Source organism: Xanthomonas sp. F14, assembly GCF_014199865.1.
The window spans coordinates 689,139-709,439 of the sequence record NZ_JACHOM010000001.1 but is presented as its reverse complement, the minus strand read 5'-3'; the positions used below and the strand labels follow the sequence as shown (position 1 = coordinate 709,439).

Annotated in this window: 20 protein-coding genes; 13 read left to right on the top strand and 7 right to left on the bottom strand. The window is 67.0% G+C overall.

The features are described 5' to 3' along the window. Positions 1 to 11: 11 nt before the first annotated feature. The 5 genes from smc to GGR73_RS03115 form a co-directional block, all read right to left on the bottom strand. Entirely contained in the window at positions 12 to 3,515 is a 3,504-nt protein-coding gene (gene smc / locus GGR73_RS03135) for a chromosome segregation protein SMC (RefSeq protein WP_054592266.1), read from the bottom strand. Between the two features lie 208 nt (positions 3,516 to 3,723). After that, positions 3,724 to 4,173, bottom strand: a complete 450-nt coding sequence (rplI, locus tag GGR73_RS03130; protein ID WP_016904199.1) for a 50S ribosomal protein L9 — start codon at positions 4,171 to 4,173, stop codon at positions 3,724 to 3,726. A gap of 234 nt (positions 4,174 to 4,407) precedes the next feature. After that, positions 4,408 to 4,638: a 30S ribosomal protein S18 gene (gene rpsR / locus GGR73_RS03125; RefSeq protein ID WP_005991243.1), complete on the bottom strand. Its 231-nt coding sequence runs from the start codon at positions 4,636 to 4,638 to the stop codon at positions 4,408 to 4,410. A gap of 11 nt (positions 4,639 to 4,649) precedes the next feature. After that, positions 4,650 to 5,084 (bottom strand): 30S ribosomal protein S6, encoded by a 435-nt coding sequence (rpsF, locus tag GGR73_RS03120; protein ID WP_006451585.1) that lies wholly within the window; start codon positions 5,082 to 5,084, stop codon positions 4,650 to 4,652. A gap of 414 nt (positions 5,085 to 5,498) precedes the next feature. Further along, on the bottom strand, positions 5,499 to 5,837 hold the full coding sequence (locus tag GGR73_RS03115; RefSeq protein ID WP_016904198.1) for a HesB/IscA family protein: 339 nt from the start codon (positions 5,835 to 5,837) through the stop codon (positions 5,499 to 5,501). Between the two features lie 206 nt (positions 5,838 to 6,043). Here GGR73_RS03115 and asnS point away from each other — a divergent pair, with 206 nt between their 5' ends. The 13 genes from asnS to GGR73_RS03050 all read left to right on the top strand — a co-directional run bounded on the left by asnS (position 6,044) and on the right by GGR73_RS03050 (position 18,396). After that, positions 6,044 to 7,438, top strand: a complete 1,395-nt coding sequence (gene asnS, locus GGR73_RS03110; RefSeq protein ID WP_039511777.1) for an asparagine--tRNA ligase — start codon at positions 6,044 to 6,046, stop codon at positions 7,436 to 7,438. Position 7,439: 1 nt separating this feature from the next. Then, on the top strand, positions 7,440 to 7,649 hold the full coding sequence (locus GGR73_RS03105) for a hypothetical protein (protein ID WP_184455579.1): 210 nt from the start codon (positions 7,440 to 7,442) through the stop codon (positions 7,647 to 7,649). Further along, positions 7,646 to 7,951 carry a hypothetical protein gene (locus GGR73_RS03100; RefSeq protein WP_047125582.1) on the top strand — a complete coding sequence of 102 codons (306 nt, stop codon included), beginning with the start codon at positions 7,646 to 7,648 and terminating at the stop codon, positions 7,949 to 7,951. The genes GGR73_RS03105 and GGR73_RS03100 overlap by 4 nt, the downstream gene beginning before the upstream one ends. Beyond that, complete coding sequence (locus GGR73_RS03095) at positions 7,948 to 8,274, top strand: hypothetical protein (protein ID WP_184455577.1); 327 nt, start codon at positions 7,948 to 7,950, stop codon at positions 8,272 to 8,274. The genes GGR73_RS03100 and GGR73_RS03095 overlap by 4 nt, the downstream gene beginning before the upstream one ends. Before the next feature lies 1 nt (position 8,275). Beyond that, positions 8,276 to 8,914 carry an FMN-binding negative transcriptional regulator gene (locus GGR73_RS03090; protein WP_184455575.1) on the top strand — a complete coding sequence of 213 codons (639 nt, stop codon included), beginning with the start codon at positions 8,276 to 8,278 and terminating at the stop codon, positions 8,912 to 8,914. 90 nt (positions 8,915 to 9,004) lie between these two features. Then, a complete protein-coding gene (gene can / locus GGR73_RS03085; protein ID WP_016902447.1) occupies positions 9,005 to 9,667 on the top strand; it encodes a carbonate dehydratase in 663 nt (220 codons plus the stop codon). Positions 9,668 to 9,752: 85 nt separating this feature from the next. Then, complete coding sequence (locus GGR73_RS03080) at positions 9,753 to 10,283, top strand: 3-hydroxyanthranilate 3,4-dioxygenase (protein WP_184455573.1); 531 nt, start codon at positions 9,753 to 9,755, stop codon at positions 10,281 to 10,283. A 199-nt stretch (positions 10,284 to 10,482) separates the two neighbouring features. Beyond that, entirely contained in the window at positions 10,483 to 12,624 is a 2,142-nt protein-coding gene (locus GGR73_RS03075) for an FUSC family protein (RefSeq protein WP_184455571.1), read from the top strand. Positions 12,625 to 12,658: 34 nt separating this feature from the next. Next, entirely contained in the window at positions 12,659 to 13,930 is a 1,272-nt protein-coding gene (gene kynU, locus GGR73_RS03070) for a kynureninase (RefSeq protein WP_184455569.1), read from the top strand. Between the two features lie 172 nt (positions 13,931 to 14,102). Continuing rightward, positions 14,103 to 15,470, top strand: coding sequence for an FAD-dependent oxidoreductase (locus GGR73_RS03065; protein WP_184455567.1), 1,368 nt, complete (start codon positions 14,103 to 14,105; stop codon positions 15,468 to 15,470). Positions 15,471 to 15,576: 106 nt separating this feature from the next. Next, the gene (sbcB, locus tag GGR73_RS03060) at positions 15,577 to 17,022 is read left to right on the top strand and encodes an exodeoxyribonuclease I (RefSeq protein WP_184455566.1); all 1,446 of its coding nucleotides are present in this window, start codon (positions 15,577 to 15,579) and stop codon (positions 17,020 to 17,022) included. Further along, the gene (locus tag GGR73_RS03055; protein ID WP_024940671.1) at positions 17,019 to 17,705 is read left to right on the top strand and encodes a DUF2461 domain-containing protein; all 687 of its coding nucleotides are present in this window, start codon (positions 17,019 to 17,021) and stop codon (positions 17,703 to 17,705) included. The genes sbcB and GGR73_RS03055 overlap by 4 nt, the downstream gene beginning before the upstream one ends. A 124-nt stretch (positions 17,706 to 17,829) precedes the next feature. Continuing rightward, positions 17,830 to 18,396: a DUF2939 domain-containing protein gene (locus GGR73_RS03050; RefSeq protein WP_104559161.1), complete on the top strand. Its 567-nt coding sequence runs from the start codon at positions 17,830 to 17,832 to the stop codon at positions 18,394 to 18,396. A gap of 67 nt (positions 18,397 to 18,463) precedes the next feature. Here the strand turns inward: GGR73_RS03050 and GGR73_RS03045 are convergent, their stop codons facing one another. After that, a complete protein-coding gene (locus GGR73_RS03045) occupies positions 18,464 to 19,207 on the bottom strand; it encodes a spermine/spermidine synthase domain-containing protein (RefSeq protein WP_184455564.1) in 744 nt (247 codons plus the stop codon). Then, positions 19,204 to 20,169, bottom strand: coding sequence for a 5'-nucleotidase (locus GGR73_RS03040; RefSeq protein ID WP_024940674.1), 966 nt, complete (start codon positions 20,167 to 20,169; stop codon positions 19,204 to 19,206). The genes GGR73_RS03045 and GGR73_RS03040 overlap by 4 nt, the downstream gene beginning before the upstream one ends. Positions 20,170 to 20,301: the final 132 nt, after the last annotated feature.

Genomic DNA, 20,301 nt, shown 5'->3' with positions numbered 1-20,301 from the left:
AGCATGGCACGTCATGCCGCACCCGCCAAACGTGCGGCCTCTTCCAGGTCCACGCTGACCAGGCGACTGACGCCCGGCTCACGCATGGTCACGCCGGAGAGCTGGCGCGCAGCCTCCATCGTGGCCTTGTTGTGGCTGACGAACAGGAACTGCACCTTCTCGCTCATTTCTCGCACCATGTTGGCCAGGCGGCCGACATTGGCTTCGTCCAGCGGCGCGTCCACCTCGTCGAGCAGGCAGAACGGCGCGGGATTGAGCTGGAAGATCGCAAACACCAGCGCCACCGCGGTCATCGCCTTCTCGCCACCGGACAGCAGCGAGATGCTGGACACGCGCTTGCCCGGCGGGCGCGCCATGATGGTCACGCCGGTGTCGAGCAGGTCTTCGCCGGTAAGCTCCAGATACGCGTGGCCACCGCCGAACAGGCGCGGATACAGCGCCTGGACGCCGGAATTGACCCGGTCGAAGGTGTCCTTGAAGCGGCCGCGGGTTTCGCGGTCGATCTTGCGGATCGCCTCTTCCAGCGTCTCCAGTGCGGTGTTGAGATCCAGATTCTGTGCGTCCAGATATTCCGAACGCTGCGCCGCTTCGCCGTACTCCTGGATCGCGGCCAGGTTGACCGGTTCCAGCCGCCGCATGCGGCCGTCGATCTGGCCGACCGCGGCTTCCCACTCGGCCACGTTCGCGGCTTCCGGCAACCCATTGACGACGTCCTCGAGCACGAAGCCGGCTTTCACCACGGCGGCCTCTAATTGCTCTGCGCTGAGCACCAACGCCTGCTGATCGAGCTTGCGCTGGGAGATGCGCTCGCGCTGGGCCAGCGCCTGTTCGTCGCGCTGCTGGCGGGTCTGCTCGTAGCTGCGCAGCTCGCCATCGATGCTCTCCAGCATGGTGCGCGCTTCGCTCAGCACGCGCTCGGTGCGCACACGCTCGCTCAACGCGGCCTGGTGCTCGTGCTCCAGCGTTTCCACCGGCGAGTCGCCGTCGCTGAGCTGGGCGACCAAGTCCTCCAGACGCGTATCGAGCTGGCCGCGCTGGCTGTCCATGCGTTCCAGCGTCTGGCTCAGCGAGGTGATCTGGGTACGTTGCGATTCCAGCGTCAGTGCCAATGCATGCATCGCATCGCGCACGCCACGTGCGGCATCGCGGGCCTGATCGCGCGCATCGGTGAGCTGACGGCGTTCGTTCTCCAGCGCCTCGCGAGTGCCTTGCAGGTCGCCCATCAGGGTCACCGCGTCTTCGAGCTTGGCGCGTGCCTCGCGTGCCTGCTCGCGGCTGGTGTCCAGCGTTTCCAGCAGCTGCGACAATTCGTTTTCGATGCGTTCGATGCGCGTGCGCGCGGCATCGACCTTGCCCTGCTGACTCTGCAGCTGGCCGGCCAGCTCGGACACGCTGCGGTGCGCCATGTACAACTGGCGCTGCGCATCTTCGCGTTGCTGCTCGGCCGCCAGCAGTTGCTCGCGGAAGCTGCCCAGGCGCTGCTCGAGTTCGGCCTCGCGCTCCTGCAGCGTTTCGATCTGCGCACGCAGCTCCTGAATCTCGCGCTCGCGCAGCAAGGCGCCCTGCTTGGCGGCACCGGAGCGCGACACCCGCACCCAGCCCTCGCCCAGCCGCTCGCCGCTGCGGGTGATGACCGAATCGCCTTCGGGCAGGCTGCGCTGCAGCGTGCGCGCGGCCTCCAGATCCTCGGCCGCGTGCAGGCGCGCGAGCAGGCGACGGATCGCGATCGGCCCCTGCACCTTGGCCGCCAGCGAGGTCGGCGCGAAGCTCGCGTTGTCGCTGGCACCGGACACCAGCGCGATGCGGCCCTCGCCCAATTCGCCCAGCGCATCGACCAGTTGTTCCGGCGCATCCACCAGCACGCCTTCGATCAACTGCCCCAACGCGCCTTCCACCGCGTTTTCCCAGCCGCTTTCGACCGTGATGCGCTCGCCGACACGTGCGGCAGAATCCAGCCCGCGCGACTTCAGCCACGCCACTGCGGCGCCCTGCTCCTGGCCGAGTGCGGCCTGCTGCAGGGTTTCCAGCGACGACAGCCGACCACGCGCGGCCTGCGCCTGCTTGCGCACGTCGGCCAGTTCGCCCTGGCTGGCGCGCTGTTGTTCCTGCAGCCCGCCGAGCGCGTGCTTGCGCGCTTCGACCTGCTCGGTTAGCCCGTCCAGCGAGGTCTTCTGGGTTTCGTGGCGCAGCTCGATCTGCTCGAACGCCTCGGCCAGCGCATCCAGGTCCAGCCCGGCGCGCTCGTTGACCAGCGCTTCGCGGCGGCGCTCGGCCTCCAGCGACTGGCGATCGAGATAATCGACGCGCGTGCGCTCCACTTCGCCGGCACGCGAGGCTTCGCCGGTGTCGCGGTTATGGGTTTCCCAGCGCTGCTGCCAGTCGGCCAGGCGCGCCTCGGCCTCGCGTAGCGACTCCTGGCGGAATTCGTGGTCTTCGCGCAGCTGTTCCAGTTGCGGTTCGGCAGCGTCCACCGCCTCGCGCAATACCGCCAGCCTGGCCGAATCGCCGCTGATGTGCTGGGTCAGCTCCTGCAACTGGCTCTGCGCCTCGTCACGCGCCTTGTGCAGGCGATGCGAGAGTTCGCGCTGATGCTGGATCTGCTGCTCGATGCGCGCCAGTGCGCCACCGACCTGATAGACATCGGCCTGCGCCTTGGCCACCGCTTCGGCGGCTTCCTCGCGACGCGCGCGCCCGGTTTCGATCCGCGCCTCGGCATCGCGCTGTTCGGCGATCAATTGCTGCAGCCGGGTCTCTTCTTGATTCAGTTTTTCGCGCAGGCCCTGTAACCGGCCATCCAGGCCGCGGTATTCCAGCGCCTTCCACTCGGCGTCCTTGATCCGGCGCTCTTCCTGCAGGGCCTGATACTGCTCGGCCTGGCGCGCCTGGCGCTGCAGATGCGCCAGCTGCTTGGTGATCTCTTCGCGCAGGTCGCCCAGGCGATCGAGGTTCTCGCGGGTATGCCGGATGCGCGTTTCGGTTTCCTTGCGGCGCTCCTTGTACTTGGAAATGCCGGCGGCTTCTTCCAGGTACACGCGCAGGTCTTCCGGGCGCGCCTCGATGATCTGGCTGATCATGCCCTGCTCGATGATCGAGTAGCTGCGCGGCCCCAGGCCGGTGCCCAGGAACAGGTCGGTGATGTCGCGGCGCCGGCACTTGGTGCCGTTGAGGTAGTAGGCGCTGTTGCCGTCGCGGCTGACCAGGCGCTTGACCGAGATCTCGTTGAACGAGGCGAACTCGCCGCTGATGGTGTGATCGGAATTGTCGAAGATCAGCTCCACCGTCGCCTGCGACACCGGCTTGCGCGCCGAGGAGCCGGAGAAGATCACGTCGGTCAGCGAGTCGCCACGCAGGCGGCTGGCCGAACTTTCGCCCATCACCCAGCGCACCGCGTCGATGATGTTGGACTTGCCGCAGCCGTTGGGACCGACGATGCCGGTCATGTTGGTGGGCAGGTGCAACGTGGTCGGGTCGACGAACGACTTGAAACCGGACAGTTTGATCGTGGACAGGCGCATGGGACTGAAGGTTCCGGGCACCGCACGGGCGAGGCCGGCAGGCGCTTTTTCCTGTGAAGCCGCCCCCTAAGCCCTTGATCCACAAGATCTATGGGCCGTGGAACCGGCAATGGAGCATGAGTATAGCGGCCCTGGCATCGCTGGCGTGGCCGCAGAAAGACGAAGGGCGCCTAACCAGGCGCCCTTCGGGTACAGCATGCAGCGTGGATCAGGCGTCGGATTCGACGATGACCTTGACCGAGGTTTCCACATCAGCATGCAGGTGCAGCACAACGTCGTACTCGCCGACATTGCGGAATGCGCCTTCGCCCAGGATCACTTCGCTCTTTTCCAGCGGCAGGCCGGCGGCGGTGAACGCCTCGGCGATGTCGCGCGGGCCGACCGAGCCATACAGCTTGCCTTCGGTCGACGCATGCGCGCCGATGGTGACGCTGGCGCCTTCGAACTTGCCGGCGCGGCTCTGTGCGTCGGCCAGGATGGTGTTGGCCTTGGCTTCGTAATCGGCACGCTTGGCTTCAAACGCTTCAACGTTGGCAGCGGTGGCCGGAACGGCCTTGCCCTGCGGCACGAGGAAATTGCGGCCGTAACCCGGCTTGACGCTGACCTTGTCGCCCAGGCCGCCGAGGTTGGTCACTTTCTGCAGAAGAATCAGATCCATGGTGGTGCTCCGTTATTCGTTAGCGCCGGCACTTTGGCCGACGCAACGTTTGCTGTCCGAAAAGACGGGATTCGGGAATCGGGATTTGGGAATCGCAAGAGCACGATCAACACCGCATCTCGAATGACCGGCCTCTATATTTTTAATAACCCGCACATGGATGTGCGGGCTCTTGTGAGGGACTCACATACAACCGTGCGGGCTCTTGTGAGGAACTCACATCAACGACTCGGATTAAACGTCGTGATTGTCCGTGTACGGGATCAGCGCCAGGAAACGCGAGCGCTTGACGGCCGTGGCCAGCTGACGCTGGTACTTGGACTTGGTACCGGTCACGCGGCTCGGCACGATCTTGCCGTTCTCGGTGAGGTACTGACGCAGGGTGTTGAGATCCTTGTAATCGATCTCTTTCACGCCCTCGGCGGTGAACTTGCAGAACTTGCGACGACGGAAGAACTTGGACATGACAGCGCTCCTTAGGCGGCTTCGGCGTTGTCGCCGTCGGTATCGGTGGCGGCAGGTGCAGCATCGCCCTCATCGTCATCACGACGACGACGCTCGCTACGCTCGGGCTTGTCGCCCTTCTCGTCCTTGCTCTTCATGATCAGCGACTGCTCGGTGTCCGGGCCATCGCGCTTGACGACCAGGTGACGCAGCACCGCATCGTTGAAGCGGAAGCTTTCCACCAGCTCGCTCAGCACGGCCTGGTCGACTTCAATGTTGAGCAGCACGTAGTGCGCCTTCACCAGGTTCTGGATCGGGTAGGCCAGCTGACGGCGGCCCCAGTCTTCCAGACGGTGGATGGTGCCGTTACCGCCCTCGATCAGCGACTTGTAGCGCTCGATCATGGCCGGGACCTGCTCGCTCTGATCCGGGTGGACCAGGAACACGACTTCGTAATGACGACTCATGTTGTATTACCTTTCGGATGTGGCCACGTGGGCCGGACAGCTCCCCGGTGACCCGCGCAAGGCGGCCGGTGGAGCAAGGATTCCCACCCGGAACCGGGCAGGAAGCAGGAAAGTATGGCAGTTCAAGCGCTTAGCCGCAACTGGGCCGAGCCAGCGGCTGAGCCTAAGAACGTAACATCTACGTGGTGACTGCTTAAGCCCCTCTCCCGCCGGGGCGATAAGGCACCGCTTGCGCGCTACTGGCGCGCGTGCCTTGGAACGCCCGCGCCGCAAGCGCGGGCCGGGGCGCGGGGGTTGGGGTGAGGGTCCGCGGCGAAGCCACTGGTGACGTCTAACCGCGCGAGGCTTCGCCCCGTACCCTCATCCGCCCTTCGGGCGCCTTCGCCCGGTGGGAGATAGCGCGCACCAGCGAGCTCAGCGATGCTCGGCTTCGGTCGTGAAACTTTCCCCGCAGCCGCACTCGGCAGTCGCGTTGGGATTGCGGAAGGTAAAGGTCTCGCTCAGGCCGTGCTTGCCGAAATCGATGCAGGTGCCATCGACCAGCGGCAGGCTGACCGGGTCGACGAAGATGCGCACGCCCTCCTGCTCGAACACCGCGTCGTCGTCGCGTTTCTCGCGCGCCAGGTCGGTGACATGGCCCCAGCCCGAGCAACCTGTCTTGGTCACGCCAAAGCGCAGACCCAGCGTCCCCGGGGTCTGCTGCACGAAACGCTGCACGCGCTCCAGCGCGGCGGGGGTGAGGCTGATGGCCATGGGGGTGCTCCGGAAACGATGGTGGCAAGTATAGCGAGGCTGCAATCACCGGGGCTGCAGCCGCTGCGACGACGTGTTCCCCAGATGGGGCCATGTCCGGCCTTGGACAAGCGCGAGCACCCACAAGCGGTTCAGATGCTCGCGCCAGCGCGCCCGCAGCCAGTAAACTCGCAGACCATTCAAAGTCGCTACGGCGAGGACAAGTCATGACGGTGGTCAGCGTTGAACATGCGCTTGCGGGAAAACTCCCGGAAGGCGGCGAAGTCACGGTACGGGGGTGGGTGCGCACGCTGCGCGGATCTGCCGGACTGGCCTTCATCAACGTGACCGATGGCTCCTGCTTCGCTCCGATCCAGGTGGTGGCCAACGACACCCTGCCCAACTTCGACGAGATCAAGCGCCTGACCAGCGGCTGCTCGCTGATCGCCAAGGGCGTGCTGGTGAAGTCGCAGGGCAAGGGCCAGTCGTTCGAGATCCAGGCCAGCGGCGTGGAGATCGTCGGCTGGGTCGAAGACCCGCTGACCTACCCGATCCAGCCCAAGCCGATGTCGCCGGAGTTCCTGCGCGAAGTGGCGCACCTGCGCCCGCGCACCAACCTATTCGGCGCGGTCACCCGCATCCGCAACTGCCTGGCGCAGGCGGTGCACCGCTTCTTCCACCAGAACGGCTTCAACTGGATCAGCACCCCGATCATCACCACCTCCGACGCCGAAGGCGCCGGGCAGATGTTCCGCGTCTCCACGCTGGACATGGTCAACCTGCCACGCGATGCCAGCGGCGCGGTGGATTTCAGCCGCGACTTCTTCGGCAAGGAAACCTTCCTGACCGTGTCCGGCCAGCTCAACGTGGAGGCCTACTGCCTGGCGCTGAGCAAGGTCTACACCTTCGGCCCGACCTTCCGCGCCGAGAACAGCCATACCACGCGCCATCTGGCCGAATTCTGGATGATCGAGCCGGAAATCGCCTTTGCCGATCTGGCCGAAGACGCGCGCCTGGCTGAGCAGTTCCTCAAGTACCTGTTCCGCGCGGTGCTCGATGAGCGTGGCGACGATCTGGCATTCCTGGCCGAGCGCGTGGACAAGAACGCGATCGCCAAACTGGAAGCCTTCATCAATGCCCCGTTCGAGCAGATCGACTACACCGAGGCGGTGAAGCTGCTGCAGAACTCGGGCAAGAAGTTCGACTTCCCGGTCGAATGGGGTCTGGACCTGCAGACCGAGCACGAGCGCTGGCTGACCGAGGAACATATCGGCCGCCCGGTGGTGGTGACCAACTACCCCGAGCACATCAAGGCCTTCTACATGCGCCTGAACGACGACGGCAAGACCGTCGCGGCGATGGACGTGCTGGCGCCGGGCATCGGCGAGATCATCGGCGGCAGCCAGCGCGAAGAGCGCCTGGATGTGCTGGATGCACGCATGGCGCAGTTCGGCCTGGACCAGGAGCACTACAGCTGGTACCGCGATTTCCGTCGCTACGGCTCGGTGCCGCATGCCGGCTTCGGCCTGGGCTTCGAGCGCCTGGTGGTTTACGTGTGCGGGTTGAGCAACATCCGCGACGCCATCCCCTACCCGCGCGCGCCGGGCAGCGCCGAGTTCTGATGTGAGCCTGCTGGCCGCCGCCACGCTGCAGTTGCTGGCCTTCGCGGCGGCGTTGCTGGCAGCCGCACATCCGGGTGCCAGCGCGTGGTGGCAGGGTGACACGGCACGCAGGGCGATCATCCGCGCCGTGCGTCCGTTATGGTGGACCATCACTGCGCTGGTGATCGGCGCAGCACTTCCCCAACTCGCACTGATGCTGGCGGGCACATGACCCTGTTCTTCGCACTGTGTTTTGTCGGTGTGGCCGTTGCCGGCCTCACCGCCTTGCTGATCTTCTGGCCGCTGACGCTGGTGCACCTGCGCGACCGACATCCCGAGGCGCTGGCCAGCTTCGGCGAGCCGGCCTTCATCAGTCCTGCGGCGCTGCGCTGGTTGCTGGCGCGGCGCTACCGCAGCCATCGCGACAGTGCGCTGTCCGGCCTGGCCACGCCGGCCTGGCTGTCGCTGCTGACCATCTTTTTCGGCCTGGGCATGGCAGCCCTGCTCGGCCTGCTTTCCAAGGTAATGCCATGAATACTCCGCAAGACACCGCAGATGACGACCACGATTCGTGGTGGCTGGCCACGATCGGCCGCACGCTGATCTGGGCGCGCCTGCGCGTCAAGCAGGCCGGTACCGCCGAAGTCCTGGACAGCGACGGCAAGATCCTGCCCTACGACAGCGAAGACAGCGCCCGCGCGGCCTTGTTCGATGCCGAATTCGTCGCGCTCGACGGGCTGGACGAAGAAGACGCGCTGATGCGTGGCTTCTCGCTCGATGAGGTCTCGCCGCCGCGTGGCGACGACGATGCGGACCTACGCGAACGCATGGTGCTGACCCTGGGCGGTCGCGCCTGACATGTACGCCCCACGCGCGTTCGCGCAGACCGATCTGGCCTTGCTGGACTGGCTGATCGCGCGCGACCCGTTCGTCACCCTGATCAGCCACGGCGAGGACGGACAGCCGGCGATCTCGCATCTGCCGGTGCTGTACCGACGCGATGCGCAATCCGTGGTCATCGAAGGCCACTGGGCGCGCCCCAATCCGCAGGCACGCAGCCCCGGCGACGCGGTACTGGTGGTGCAGGGCCCGCATGCCTATGTGTCGCCCAGCTGGTATCCGGACAAGGAAGCGGCCGCACGCGTGCCGACCTGGAACTACGCCGTGGCGCATCTGCATGGACGCTGCGAGCAGGTGAGCGATGAGGCGGCGCTGGGCGAGCTGATCGGCCGCATGAGCACCCACTTCGAACAACGCGTCGGCAGCGACTGGCTGTTCGAGATGCAGCGCGACAGCCACCGCCGCCAGTTACGCGGCCTGGTCGGCTTCCGCTTCGTTCCCAGCCGCATCGAGCTGACCTTCAAGCTCAGCCAGAACCATCCGGCCGCTAATGTGGCGGCCGTGAGCGATGCATTGCAGCAACAGGCATCGGCCGACTCCCGCGAGGTGGCGTCGCTGATGCGCGATGCCCTGCTTGCACGCGACCGCGCGGTCTGAGCGGCGCGGCACACCACCGATTTCTGCAACACCGCTTCTCGCTCATCTGTCGATCACACACTGCCCTCCTTCCTCTGGAATACTGCGCGCATGAACGAGCTCAACCATTTGCTTGAAAACAACCGTGCCTGGTCCGAGCGCATCCGCCGCGAGGACCCGGAATTCTTCTCCAAGCTGTCCACCCAGCAGACGCCCGAGTACCTGTGGATCGGCTGCTCGGACTCGCGCGTGCCGGCCAACCAGATCATCGACATGGCCCCGGGCGAGGTGTTCGTCCACCGCAACATCGCCAATGTGGTGGTGCATACCGACCTGAACTGCCTGTCGGTGATCCAGTTCGCCGTCGACGTGCTCAAGGTCAAGCACATCCTGGTGGTCGGCCATTACGGCTGCGGCGGCGTGTTCGCCAGCCTGACCCAGAAGCGCATGGGCCTGGTCGACAACTGGATCCGTCACGTCACCGATGTGGCCGACAAGCACGAGGCCTGCCTGCACGACGCGGGCGACCTGCCGGTGCAGCACGCGCGCCTGTGCGAGCTCAACGTGCTCGAGCAGGTGGTCAATGTGTGCCGCACCACCATCGTGCGCGACGCCTGGGACCGCGGCCAGGCACTGCAGGTGCATGGCTGGGTCTACAGCCTGCGCGACGGACGTGCGCACGACCTGGGCATGTCGATCGACCGCCCGGAACTGCTGCAGGAACGCTACGACGCCGCACTGGCGCGCATCCAGGCCGATCACGCCGAACGCTGAGCCGCACCCGCACGCCATCCAGCCGCGGCGCCCATCGGCGCCGTCGGTTGGCTATGCTGGACGTCTTCTTTGCCGAGGAACGTCGATGCTGGTCCCGCCGATCAACCTGCAAGCCTGGATCGAGCAACACCGCCACCTGCTCAAGCCGCCGGTGGGCAACAAATGCATCCAGCAGGACGGCTTCATCATCATGATCGTCGGTGGGCCGAACGCGCGCACCGACTATCACTACGACGAAGGCGCGGAGTGGTTCTTCCAGCTCGAAGGCGAGATGGTGCTGAAGGTGCAGGACGAAGGCGTGGCACGCGACATCCCGATCCGCGCCGGCGAGATCTTCCTGCTGCCGCCGAAGGTGCCACATTCGCCGCAACGCGCGGCCGGCTCGATCGGCCTGGTGATCGAACGCGAGCGCTTGCCCAACGAGCAGGACGGCCTGCAGTGGTATTGCCCGCAGTGCAATCACAAACTGTACGAGGCGATGTTTCCGCTGCAGGACATCGAAACCGATTTTCCGCCGGTGTTCGATCATTTCTACCGTTCGCTCGCGCTGCGCACCTGCAGCCAGTGCGGGCATCTGCACCCTGCGCCGGAGCGCTATGCCACTGTCGAGGCATGAGTGGGCGATGGCCGAGGCAATTCCAGGCACGCGTCGCACAGGTCTTCGAGCGCATTCGCTCGGCGGTGGCCATCGGCGCGCCGCCGCGCCCTCGCAATGCCGCGCAACGCAATGACGATGCAGCTGCGCGCAGCGCACCGTGTGTCGAGCGTGTGCACGCGCCGCAGCCGCGCCGTGCGTCCGCATTGAACCCCATGCCATGCTGCGCACGCTGATCGACCTCAAGCCGCGCGACGTGCCATTGCGCGTTGCGTTGCGTAACACCGCCGCGGTGGTGCTGCCGCTGGCGGTCGGCGTGGCCACCGGGCATGTCGCCGCCGGTCTGGCCGTGTGTACCGGCGCGCTCAACACCATGTTCACCGACCAGCCCGGCCCGTATCGCGCGCGCCTGCAACGCATGCTGATGGCCGCGCTGGCAGCGGGCCTGGCTGCGTTGCTCGGCATCTGGGTCGGCCACAACACCCCGGCATTGGTGATCGCCGGGTTGCTGCTCGGCCTTGGCGGCGGCTTGCTGGTGGCACTGGGCCCGGTGGCAGCGCGGGTGGGGCTGACCAGCATGATCCTGCTGGTGGTCAGCGCCGACATGCGCCTGCCGGTGCAGCAGGCCGCGGGCGTGGCGGCATTGATCTTCGCCGGCGGCCTGCTCCAGGTAGTGCTGGCACTGGCGGCCTGGCCATTGCAACGCTATCGCCCGGAGCGCTTCGCGCTGGCCGACCTGATGCGTCAACTGGCCGGCATCGCACGCCAGCGTCCGGAAGCCAGCGCCCCGCCACCGGCCACCCAGGAAGTGCTCGATGCGATGGTGATGCTGCATGGCGAGCATCGCTCGCGCGCGATCGCCGTGCAGAGCTTCCGCATCATCGCCGAGCTGTGCGAGCGCGTACGGCTCGAGCTGCTGTCGCTGGCCGATGTCGATACCCGCCTGACCGACTCGCAGGCGCGCCCGGCGATCGAGCGCGTGCTCGAACGCAGCGCCATCGTGCTGGAACAGCTCGCGCATGCGATGACGGTGGGCGAAGACCCGCTCGCCGCCAATGCCTCGATGACCGGCTTCGACGATCTGGTCGCCGCACTGGCGCAGTTCCAGCACGACAACGCCGATACCCGCGAGCGCCGGCTGGTGCGCGTGGCGGTGGCGCGCGCGCAAGGCCTGGGCGGCCAGCTGCGCGCCCTGATCCGCAACGCGCATTGGGCCAGCAGCCGTGGCGAGATCCAGGCGCAGCTGGCCGAAGCGCGCCTGCCGGCGGCGCTGCGGCCCGCAGCGACCTGGGCCACGCTGCGCGCGAACCTGGATCTGTCCTCGGTGGCGTTCCGGCATGCCTTGCGTTGCGGCGTGTGCCTGGCGCTGGCGATCGCCTTCCAGCGCTGGCAGCAGATCCCGCACGGCTTCTGGATTCCGATGACCACCGCCATCGTGCTCAAGCCGGATTTCGGCGGCACTTTCAGCTTCGGCGCCTTGCGCGTGGCCGGCACCTTCGTCGGCCTGCTGGTGGCGACCTTGCTGGCGCACCTGGCGATGGACGGCGCCAGCGTCCGCCTGGCGTTGCTGGCGCTGTTCTGCCTGGGCTTCCGCCTGCTGACGCAGGTGAACTACGGCATCGGCGTGGCGTTTCTGACCGGCATGCTGGTGCTGCTGCTGTCGTTCGAAGGCGTGGCACCGGGCGAGGCCATCGGTGCGCGTCTGCAGGCCACGGTCGCCGGCAGTGCCTGGGCGTTGATCGCCTACGCGGTGTGGCCCACGCGCGAGCGTCGGCATATCCGCGCCTCGCTGGCGCAGCTGCTGAGCGCCTATCGCGATCATCTGCGCAATCTGCTGATCGGCAGGATGGACGATCTGGGCGACACCCGCGCTGCCGCACGCGTGGCGCGCACCAACGCGCAGGCCTCGATCGAACGCCTGCGCGGCGAGCCACGCAGCCGACGCAATCTGCACGAGCTCAAACTCGCCGAATCCTTGCTGGCCAACGGCAACCGGCTGATCCGCGCCACCCTGTCGCTGGAGGCGGTGCTGCGCGACGGCCATCCCCTGCCTGCGCTGGAAGCGCTGCCCGCCTTCGCGCAACAGGCCGACCAGGCGCTGTCCGAGCTGATCGCCTGCCTGGTCGACGGCGGCATTCCCGCCGCAGCCACCTTGCGCGGCGCCGAGCGCCAGCTGTCCGATGCATTGGCCGCCCTGCCCGACGGCTCGCCCGCCACCGCCGCACTGGCCGACACCATCGACCGCATCACCGACAGTATCGGCACCTTGACGCATCTACTGCGCCCTGCCCGGCCAGCCTCGACCAGCGCTGCAGCCGAGCCAGCGGCCGCGCATGACGGCGCACACGGTGCCGGCGGGTAAACTGCGTCACTGACCTGCGTTGCGAGCCGTGATCATGACCGACCTGCTGTCCCGCGCCCATGCCGTTGCGGTGGACGCCGCCGACCCGCTGCGCCACCTGCGCGATGACTTCGTGTTCCCGCAGCATGCCGGCCAGGACCAGACCTATTTCGTCGGCAATTCGCTGGGCCTGCAGCCTCGCGGCGCGCGCGCGATGGTGGCCGAGGTGCTCGACCAGTGGGGCGCGCTCGCGGTGGAAGGCCACTTCACCGGTCCCACCCAGTGGCTGACCTATCACCAGCTGGTGCGCGATGGCCTGTCGCGCGTGGTCGGCGCACAGCCCGGCGAAGTGGTCGCGATGAACACGCTGAGCGTCAACCTGCATCTGATGATGGCCAGCTTCTACCGGCCCACACCCGAGCGGGGCGCCATCCTGATCGAAGCCGGCGCGTTTCCGTCCGACCGCCATGCGGTGGAATCGCAACTGCGCCTGCATGGGCTGGATCCGGCCACGCAGCTGATCGAAGTGGAAGCCGACCAACCCAATGGCACGGTATCGATGGCGGCGATCGCCGATGCCATCGCACGGCACGGTCCGCGGCTGGCGCTGGTGCTGTGGCCCGGCATCCAGTACCGCACCGGCCAGGCCTTCGAGCTGGGCGAAATCGCGCGGCTGGCACACGCGCAGGGCGCGATGGTGGGTTTCGACCTGGCGCATGCGGTCGGCAATATCGCGTTGACGCTGCACGACGACGGCGCGGATTTCGCGGTGTGGTGCCACTACAAATATCTCAACGCCGGCCCCGGCGCGGTGGGTGGCTGTTTCGTGCACGCACGCCATGCCAACAGCGACCTGCCGCGCATGGCCGGTTGGTGGGGACACGAGCAGCAGAGCCGCTTCCGCATGGAGCCGCAGTTCGTGCCCTCGCCTGGCGCCGAAGGCTGGCAGCTGAGCAATCCGCCGGTGCTGGCGCTGGCGCCACTGCGTGCGTCGCTGGAGCTGTTCGATCAGGCCGGCATGCCGGCGCTGCGCGCCAAGTCCGAACAACTCACCGGGCACCTGGAACAGCTGATCCACGCCCGCGTGCCGCAGGTGCTGCAGATCGTCACCCCGGCCGCGCCGGCGCAACGCGGCTGCCAGTTGTCGTTGCGGGTGGCCGGTGGCCGCGCGCAGGGGCGCTCGCTGTTCGAGTACCTGCAGTCGGTCGGCGTGCTCGGCGACTGGCGCGAGCCGGACGTGATCCGCATCGCACCGGTGCCGCTGTACAACCGCTTCAGCGATCTGCATCGGTTGGTCGAACAGGTGGAAACCTGGGCCAGCGCCTGAGCACACGCGGCACAGACTGTGCCATCGACCAGATCGGTGCGTGGGCCGGAACCGGCACACGCGCACGTACACTCCGAACCCGCACCTGGCTGATCGCGGCAGGTGCCGTTGCCAGCCATCCACGTTCTCCCCCTTCGCCGGCACTTGCGTCCGGCCGCTGCCGGATACCGCATTGAGCGCAGTCTCTCCCCGTTCCCTGACCTTGATCGGCGCTGGCCTGGCCGGTTGCCTGCTGGCCATCCTGTTGTCGCGTCGCGGCTGGCAGGTCACCGTCTACGAGCGCCGCGGCGATCCGCGCATCAAGGGCTACGAGTCCGGCCGCTCGATCAACCTGGCGCTGGCCGAGCGCGGCCGCCATGCGCTGCGTCAGGCCGGTGCCGAAGACGCAGTGATGGCCAAGGCGGTGATGATGCGCGGGCGCATGGTGCATCCGTTGATCGGCGAACCGCAGCTGCAACGCTATGGACGCGACGACAGCGAGGTGATCTGGTCGATCCACCGCGCCGCATTGAATGTCGCACTGCTCGATCTGGCCGAACAGGCTGGCGCGCGCGTGCATTTCTATCGCCGCCTGCACACGGTGGACTTCGATGCCGGCTATGCGCGCTTCATCGACGACCGCGACGACCAGCCGCACGAAATCCACTTCCAGAGCCTGATTGGCAGCGATGGTGCCGGCTCGGCGTTGCGCGCGGCGATGCAGCGCAAGTCGCCGCTGGGTGAGCGCACCGAATTCCTCGATCACTCCTACAAGGAGCTGGAAATTCCGCCATTGCCCGGTGGCGGTTTCCGCATCGAAGGCAATGCGCTGCATATCTGGCCGCGCGGGCGCTACATGTGCATCGCGCTGCCCAACGACGGCGGCACCTTCACCGTCACGCTATTCCTGCCCAACGCCGGCGACCCCAGCTTTGCCACCACGCGTACCGGCGACGAAGCGCTGGCCCTGTTTGCGCGTGATTTTCCCGATGCCCTGCCGCTGATCCCGCAGCTCAAGGAGCATTGGGAAGAACATCCGCCCGGCCTGCTCGGCACCCTCACCCTGGACCGCTGGCATCTGGGCGGCCGCGCACTGCTGATCGGCGACGCCGCGCACGCGATGGTGCCGTTCCACGGCCAGGGCATGAACTGCGCCTTCGAAGATTGCGTGGCGCTGGCAGAGCAGCTGGATGCGCACGAGGATCTGGAGACCGCGTTTGCCGCGTTCCAGGCCGCACGCCGTGACGACGCCGCAGCGATCCAGCAGATGGCGCTGGAGAATTACCTGGAGATGCGCGACCGCGTCGACGATCCCGATTTCCTGCTGCAACGCGCGCTCGAACAGCAATTGCAGGCGCGCTGGCCCACCCGTTTCGTGCCGCATTACACGATGGTGACCTTCCTGCGCACGCGCTACTCGATCGCCCTGGCGCGCAGCGAGATCCAGCGCCAGATCCTGGTCGAGGCCACGCGCGGGCACAGCGACCTGTCGCGCATCGACTGGGCCGCGCTGGAAGCGGTCGTGCATGCGCGCCTGCAGCCGCTGGAAGGCGCGCACTGATCCACCCGCGCAGGCCGGCGTCAGCAGGTGTAGGTGCGGATAAGAGATACTAGGCAGCACTGGCGGCGCCCTGCGCAGTGCGCCACGGACCTGGATTTCATACGGCATGCCTGACAGCTTTCTCTTCTACGACCTGGAAACCTTCGGCCAGGATCCACGCCGCACGCGCATCGCACAGTTCGCCGCGGTGCGTACCGATGCGCAACTGCGCGTGATCGAAGAGCCGATCAGTTTCTACGTGCAACCGGCCGACGATCTGCTGCCCTCGCCGTACGCGACCATGGTCACCGGTATCACCCCGCAACACGCACTGCGCGAAGGCGTGAGCGAGGCCGAAGCGTTCGCGCGCATCTCCGACCAGATGAGCCGGCCGCAGACCTGCACGCTGGGCTACAACTCGATCCGCTTCGACGACGAGTTCGTGCGCTGCGGGCTGTTCCGCAATTTCTACGACCCGTACGAGCGCGAGTGGCGCGGCGGCAATTCGCGCTGGGACCTGCTCGACGTGTTGCGGCTGGTGCATGCGCTGCGCCCTGACGGCATCGTCTGGCCGCAGCGCGAAGACGGCGCCACCTCGTTCAAGCTCGAACACCTGGCCGATGCCAACGCAGTGCGCGAAGGCGACGCGCACGAGGCGCTGTCGGACGTGTACGCCACCATCGGCATGGCGCGCAGGTTCCAGCAGCATCAACCCAAGTTGTGGGACTACGCGCTGCGCCTGCGCGACAAGCGCTTTGCGGCGACGCTGCTGGACGTCATCGCGATGCAACCGGTGCTGCATATCTCGCAGCGCTATCCCGCCTCGCGCATGTGCGCCGCCGCGGTGCTGCCGTTGACGCGCCATCCGCGCATCGACAGCCGCGTGATCGTGTTCGATCTGGATGGCGACCCTGAAGTGCTGTTGCGCCTGAGCCCGGACGAGATCGCCGACCGGCTGTATATCCGCGCCGCCGACCTGCCCGAGGGCGAGCAGCGCATTCCGCTCAAGGAAGTGCACTTGAACAAGTCGCCGGCGCTGGTGGCCTGGCAGCATCTGCGCGCAGCGGATTTCCAGCGCCTGGGCATCGACCACGACGCGGTGCTGGCCAAGGCTGCACGCCTGCGCGAGCTCGGCCCTGAGCTGGCCGAAAAAGTGCGCCAGGTGTACGGCAACGAACGCGCTGCGGCGCCGGCGGTCAACGATGCCGATGCCTCGCTCTACGACGGCTTCCTGGCCGAAGGCGACAAGCGCCTGCTGGCGCAGGTGCGCGCCAGTGCGCCGGCCGAACTGGGCGCGCTGGAGTCGCGCTTCCGCGACCCGCGCCTGGTCGAGTTGCTGTTCCGCTACCGCGCGCGCAACTGGCCGCAGACGCTGTCGTTCGAAGAGCAGGAACGCTGGAATGTCTATCGCCGTCAACGCCTGCTCGACGACCGTGGCCTGGGCGAGGTCACGCTTGATCAGTTCCATGCGCAGATCGCGGATTTACGGCTTGCTCACCCAGACGATGCTACCAAGCAGTCCCTGCTCGATCAGCTCGCCGCCTGGGGTTTGGACCTCCAACGCACGCTATGACCACCTATTTTTCCGACGCCAGTTTCAAGTTCCTGCGCGCACTGGCGCGCCACAACGACAAGACCTGGTTCAACGATCACCGGCATCAGTACGAGGCGCATGTGCGCCAGCCGTTCCTGCAGCTCATCACCGACCTGCAGCCGGCCCTGGCCGAGGTCAGCGAGCACTATCGCGCCGATCCCAAGACCCAGGGCGGCTCGCTGTTTCGCATCTACCGCGATGCGCGTTTTTCCAACGACAAATCGCCGTACAAGAACTGGCAGGGCGCGCGCCTGTTCCATGAGCGCCGCCGCCAGGTGCCGGCGCCGTCGTTCTATATCCATCTGCAGCCGGGCGAGAGCTTCGTCGGTGCCGGGCTGTGGCATCCGGAGCCGGACACCCAGCGCAAGCTGCGCCAGTTCATTTTCGACAATCCCGCCAACTGGAAAGCGGCCGCCTACGAACCCAGACTGCGCCGCAAGTTCGCGCTGGACGACAGCGAGAAACTGGTGCGCGCGCCGCGCGGTTTTCCCAACGAGTTCGAGTTCATCGACGATCTCAAGCATCGCAACTGGGCGTACCTGCGTCATCTCGACGATGCCGTCATGACCGGCCCGCGCCTGCGCCAGACCATCGAGGCCGACCTGGTGGTGCTGGCGCCGTTCGTCGATTACCTGTGCGCCGCGCTGGATCTGGAATTTTGATGGATCGCGCGGCGCCGACGGCCATCGACGCGGCGCCGGCGACCGGCACACCGAAGCGATCTCTCGCTGCGCGGCGCTGTGCATCGCTGCGTCTTGCACCAACCACCGCGATGGACTGCACACCATGAACAAACGCTGGTTGCTATTGCCCGTACTGGCCGTGCTGCTGCTTGTCAGCTATGTGGTTGCAGGCCCGTACCTGGCCATTCGCGGCATCAGCCAGGCCGTCGCCAATCGCGACGCCGCGCAGCTGGAACGCCATGTGGATTTCCCCAGCCTGCGGGTCAACCTCAAGGCGCAGCTGGACGATTACCTGGTTCGCCAGGCCGGCAGCCGCATGCAATCGAGCCTGCTCGGCGGGTTCGCCCTGCAGCTCGCCAGCGGTATCAGCGGTGCCGGCGTGGACACGCTGGTGACCCCGCTGGGCATCGGCGCGCTGCTGCAAGGCCATAGCGTGTGGAATCGCGTCACCGGCGACACCGTCAGCCCGGACACCTATGCGGCGCCGGCGCCGGCGCGTCCGCTGCAAGGCGCCGAGCAGCGCTTCGAATCCACCCGCCGCTTCACCGCCACCACCCGCACCGCGACCGGAGCGCCGGTGGTGTTCGTGCTGACGCGGCAAGGGCTGCGCTGGCGGCTGACCGATATCCAGCTGCCGCTGGCAGATGCGGAAACTCCGCTGCCCCCATGACCGCGCGCTTGCGAGCGATATTGGGATTTTCTCCTGCGCAGGCTGACGCCGCGCGCCGGACAGCGGCTCACGAAAACCGCCAGGCCCGCTCCATCCACGCTGCCTGCAGCCGCAGCATCGACGGCCGCAGTTGCCGGCGCGCCGGCCACGGCAACGTCGCCAGCGCCTGCTCCGCAGTGCCTGGCGTGCGTTTGCCGTTCCAGGCGTACAGCAACTGGTTGCGCGGATCCGGCTCGGGCAACAGCAGCACCCGCCCATCGAATACCTCGCGCAGCGTGGCCAGATGCCCGGCCAGCGGCACCTGGAACAGGTTCAGCGCCAGCACACCGCCTGGCGTCAGCGCAGCGCGGCAATCGGCGTAGAACTCGGGCGTGCACAACGCCGGTGGGATGCCATCGGCATCGTAGGCATCCAGCAGCAACAGGTCGTAACGCCCGGTACGCGTGCCGATCCACTGCGCACCGTCGCCGTGCGTGACCTCAAGCCGCGCATCGTCGCGCGGCACGCCAAACGCATCGCGCAACGCCAGCACCTGCGCATCGGCGTCCACCGCCTCGATGCGCGTGCTGCGCAGATAGCGGTGGCAGAACTTGGCCTGCGCGCCGCCGCCGAAGCCGATCAGGCCGATGCGTTCGGGCCGCGGCTGCAGCCATAGCGCCGCCAGCATGCCGCGCGTATACGGCAGCATCAGCCGGTACGGCGCCCAGCGCGACATGCGGGTCTGCACGGTGTCGTCGGCGAAGTACAACTCCAGCTGGCGCCAGCTGGAGCGCAGCGCGGCGCGTCCGGCCGGCTTCGGTGCCTCGCTCACCTGCCCGGCGGATCGTTGGCCACGCCATGCGGTACGTGGCCGGCCGCCACGTGCTGGTGCTGGCGCGCACTGTCGATGTTGTGCTGCGAATCGTCGAAGAAGATGTCCGCGCCAAACGCCTCCAGGAACGGCCCCTTGTGCCGCCCACCGAGGAACAGCGCCTCGTCCAGACGCACGCCCCACTCGCGCAGGGTGCGGATCACCCGTTCGTGCGCCGGCGCCGAGCGCGCGGTGACCAGCGCGGTGCGGATCGGCGAGGCCTCGCCCGGCGGGAATGCCGCCTGCAGCGTATGCAGCGCCGACAGGAAATTGCGGAACGGCCCCACCGACAACGGCTCGCGCGCTCGTTCGCGCTCGTGGCGCCCGAATGCCTCCACGCCCTGCTCGCGCGAGATGCGTTCGCTCTCGTCGCCGAAGATCACCGCATCGCCGTCGAAGGCGATGCGCAGTTGGGTCGACAGGCGGCTTTCGTCGTTGTCCACGATCGCCGCGGCGGCCTCGGCGCGTTCGCCCGGCGCGCGCGGCATGATGGTCGCCGCCGCAATGCCATGGGTCAGCGCACGCCGTACCGACTCCGGGTTGGCCGACAGGAACAGGTCGGTGCCGAACGGCTTCACGTACGGCCAGGTCGGCTGACCCGAGGTAAAGGTCGCCCGCACGATGCCCAGGTTGTAGTGCTGGATCGAATTGAAGATGCGCAGCCCGGTGTCGGCGGAATTGCGCGACAGCAGGATCACTTCCACACGCGGGGTTTCTTCGGGCACATCGTGGTTGAGCGCCAGCAGCTTGCGCACCACCGGAAAGGCCACGCCCGGCTCCAGGATGTCGTCCTCATGCTCGCGCTGGAACGCCGAATACGCCTCCACGCCATCGGCCTCGAACAGCGCGTGGCCTTCTTCGAGATCGAACAGCGCGCGCGAGGTCACTGCGACGGTCAGGAGTCTTGGGGAGTTATCAGCCATAGGGGTGCCGGGAATGGGGAATCGGGATCGGGGAATGGGTTGGAGCAACAACGAATGTTCTGGGATTTGAGATGGTTACTTGCACTGCATCGTACCTTGGGCACGCGCAGGCTCGGCTGCACGTCGCGCTGC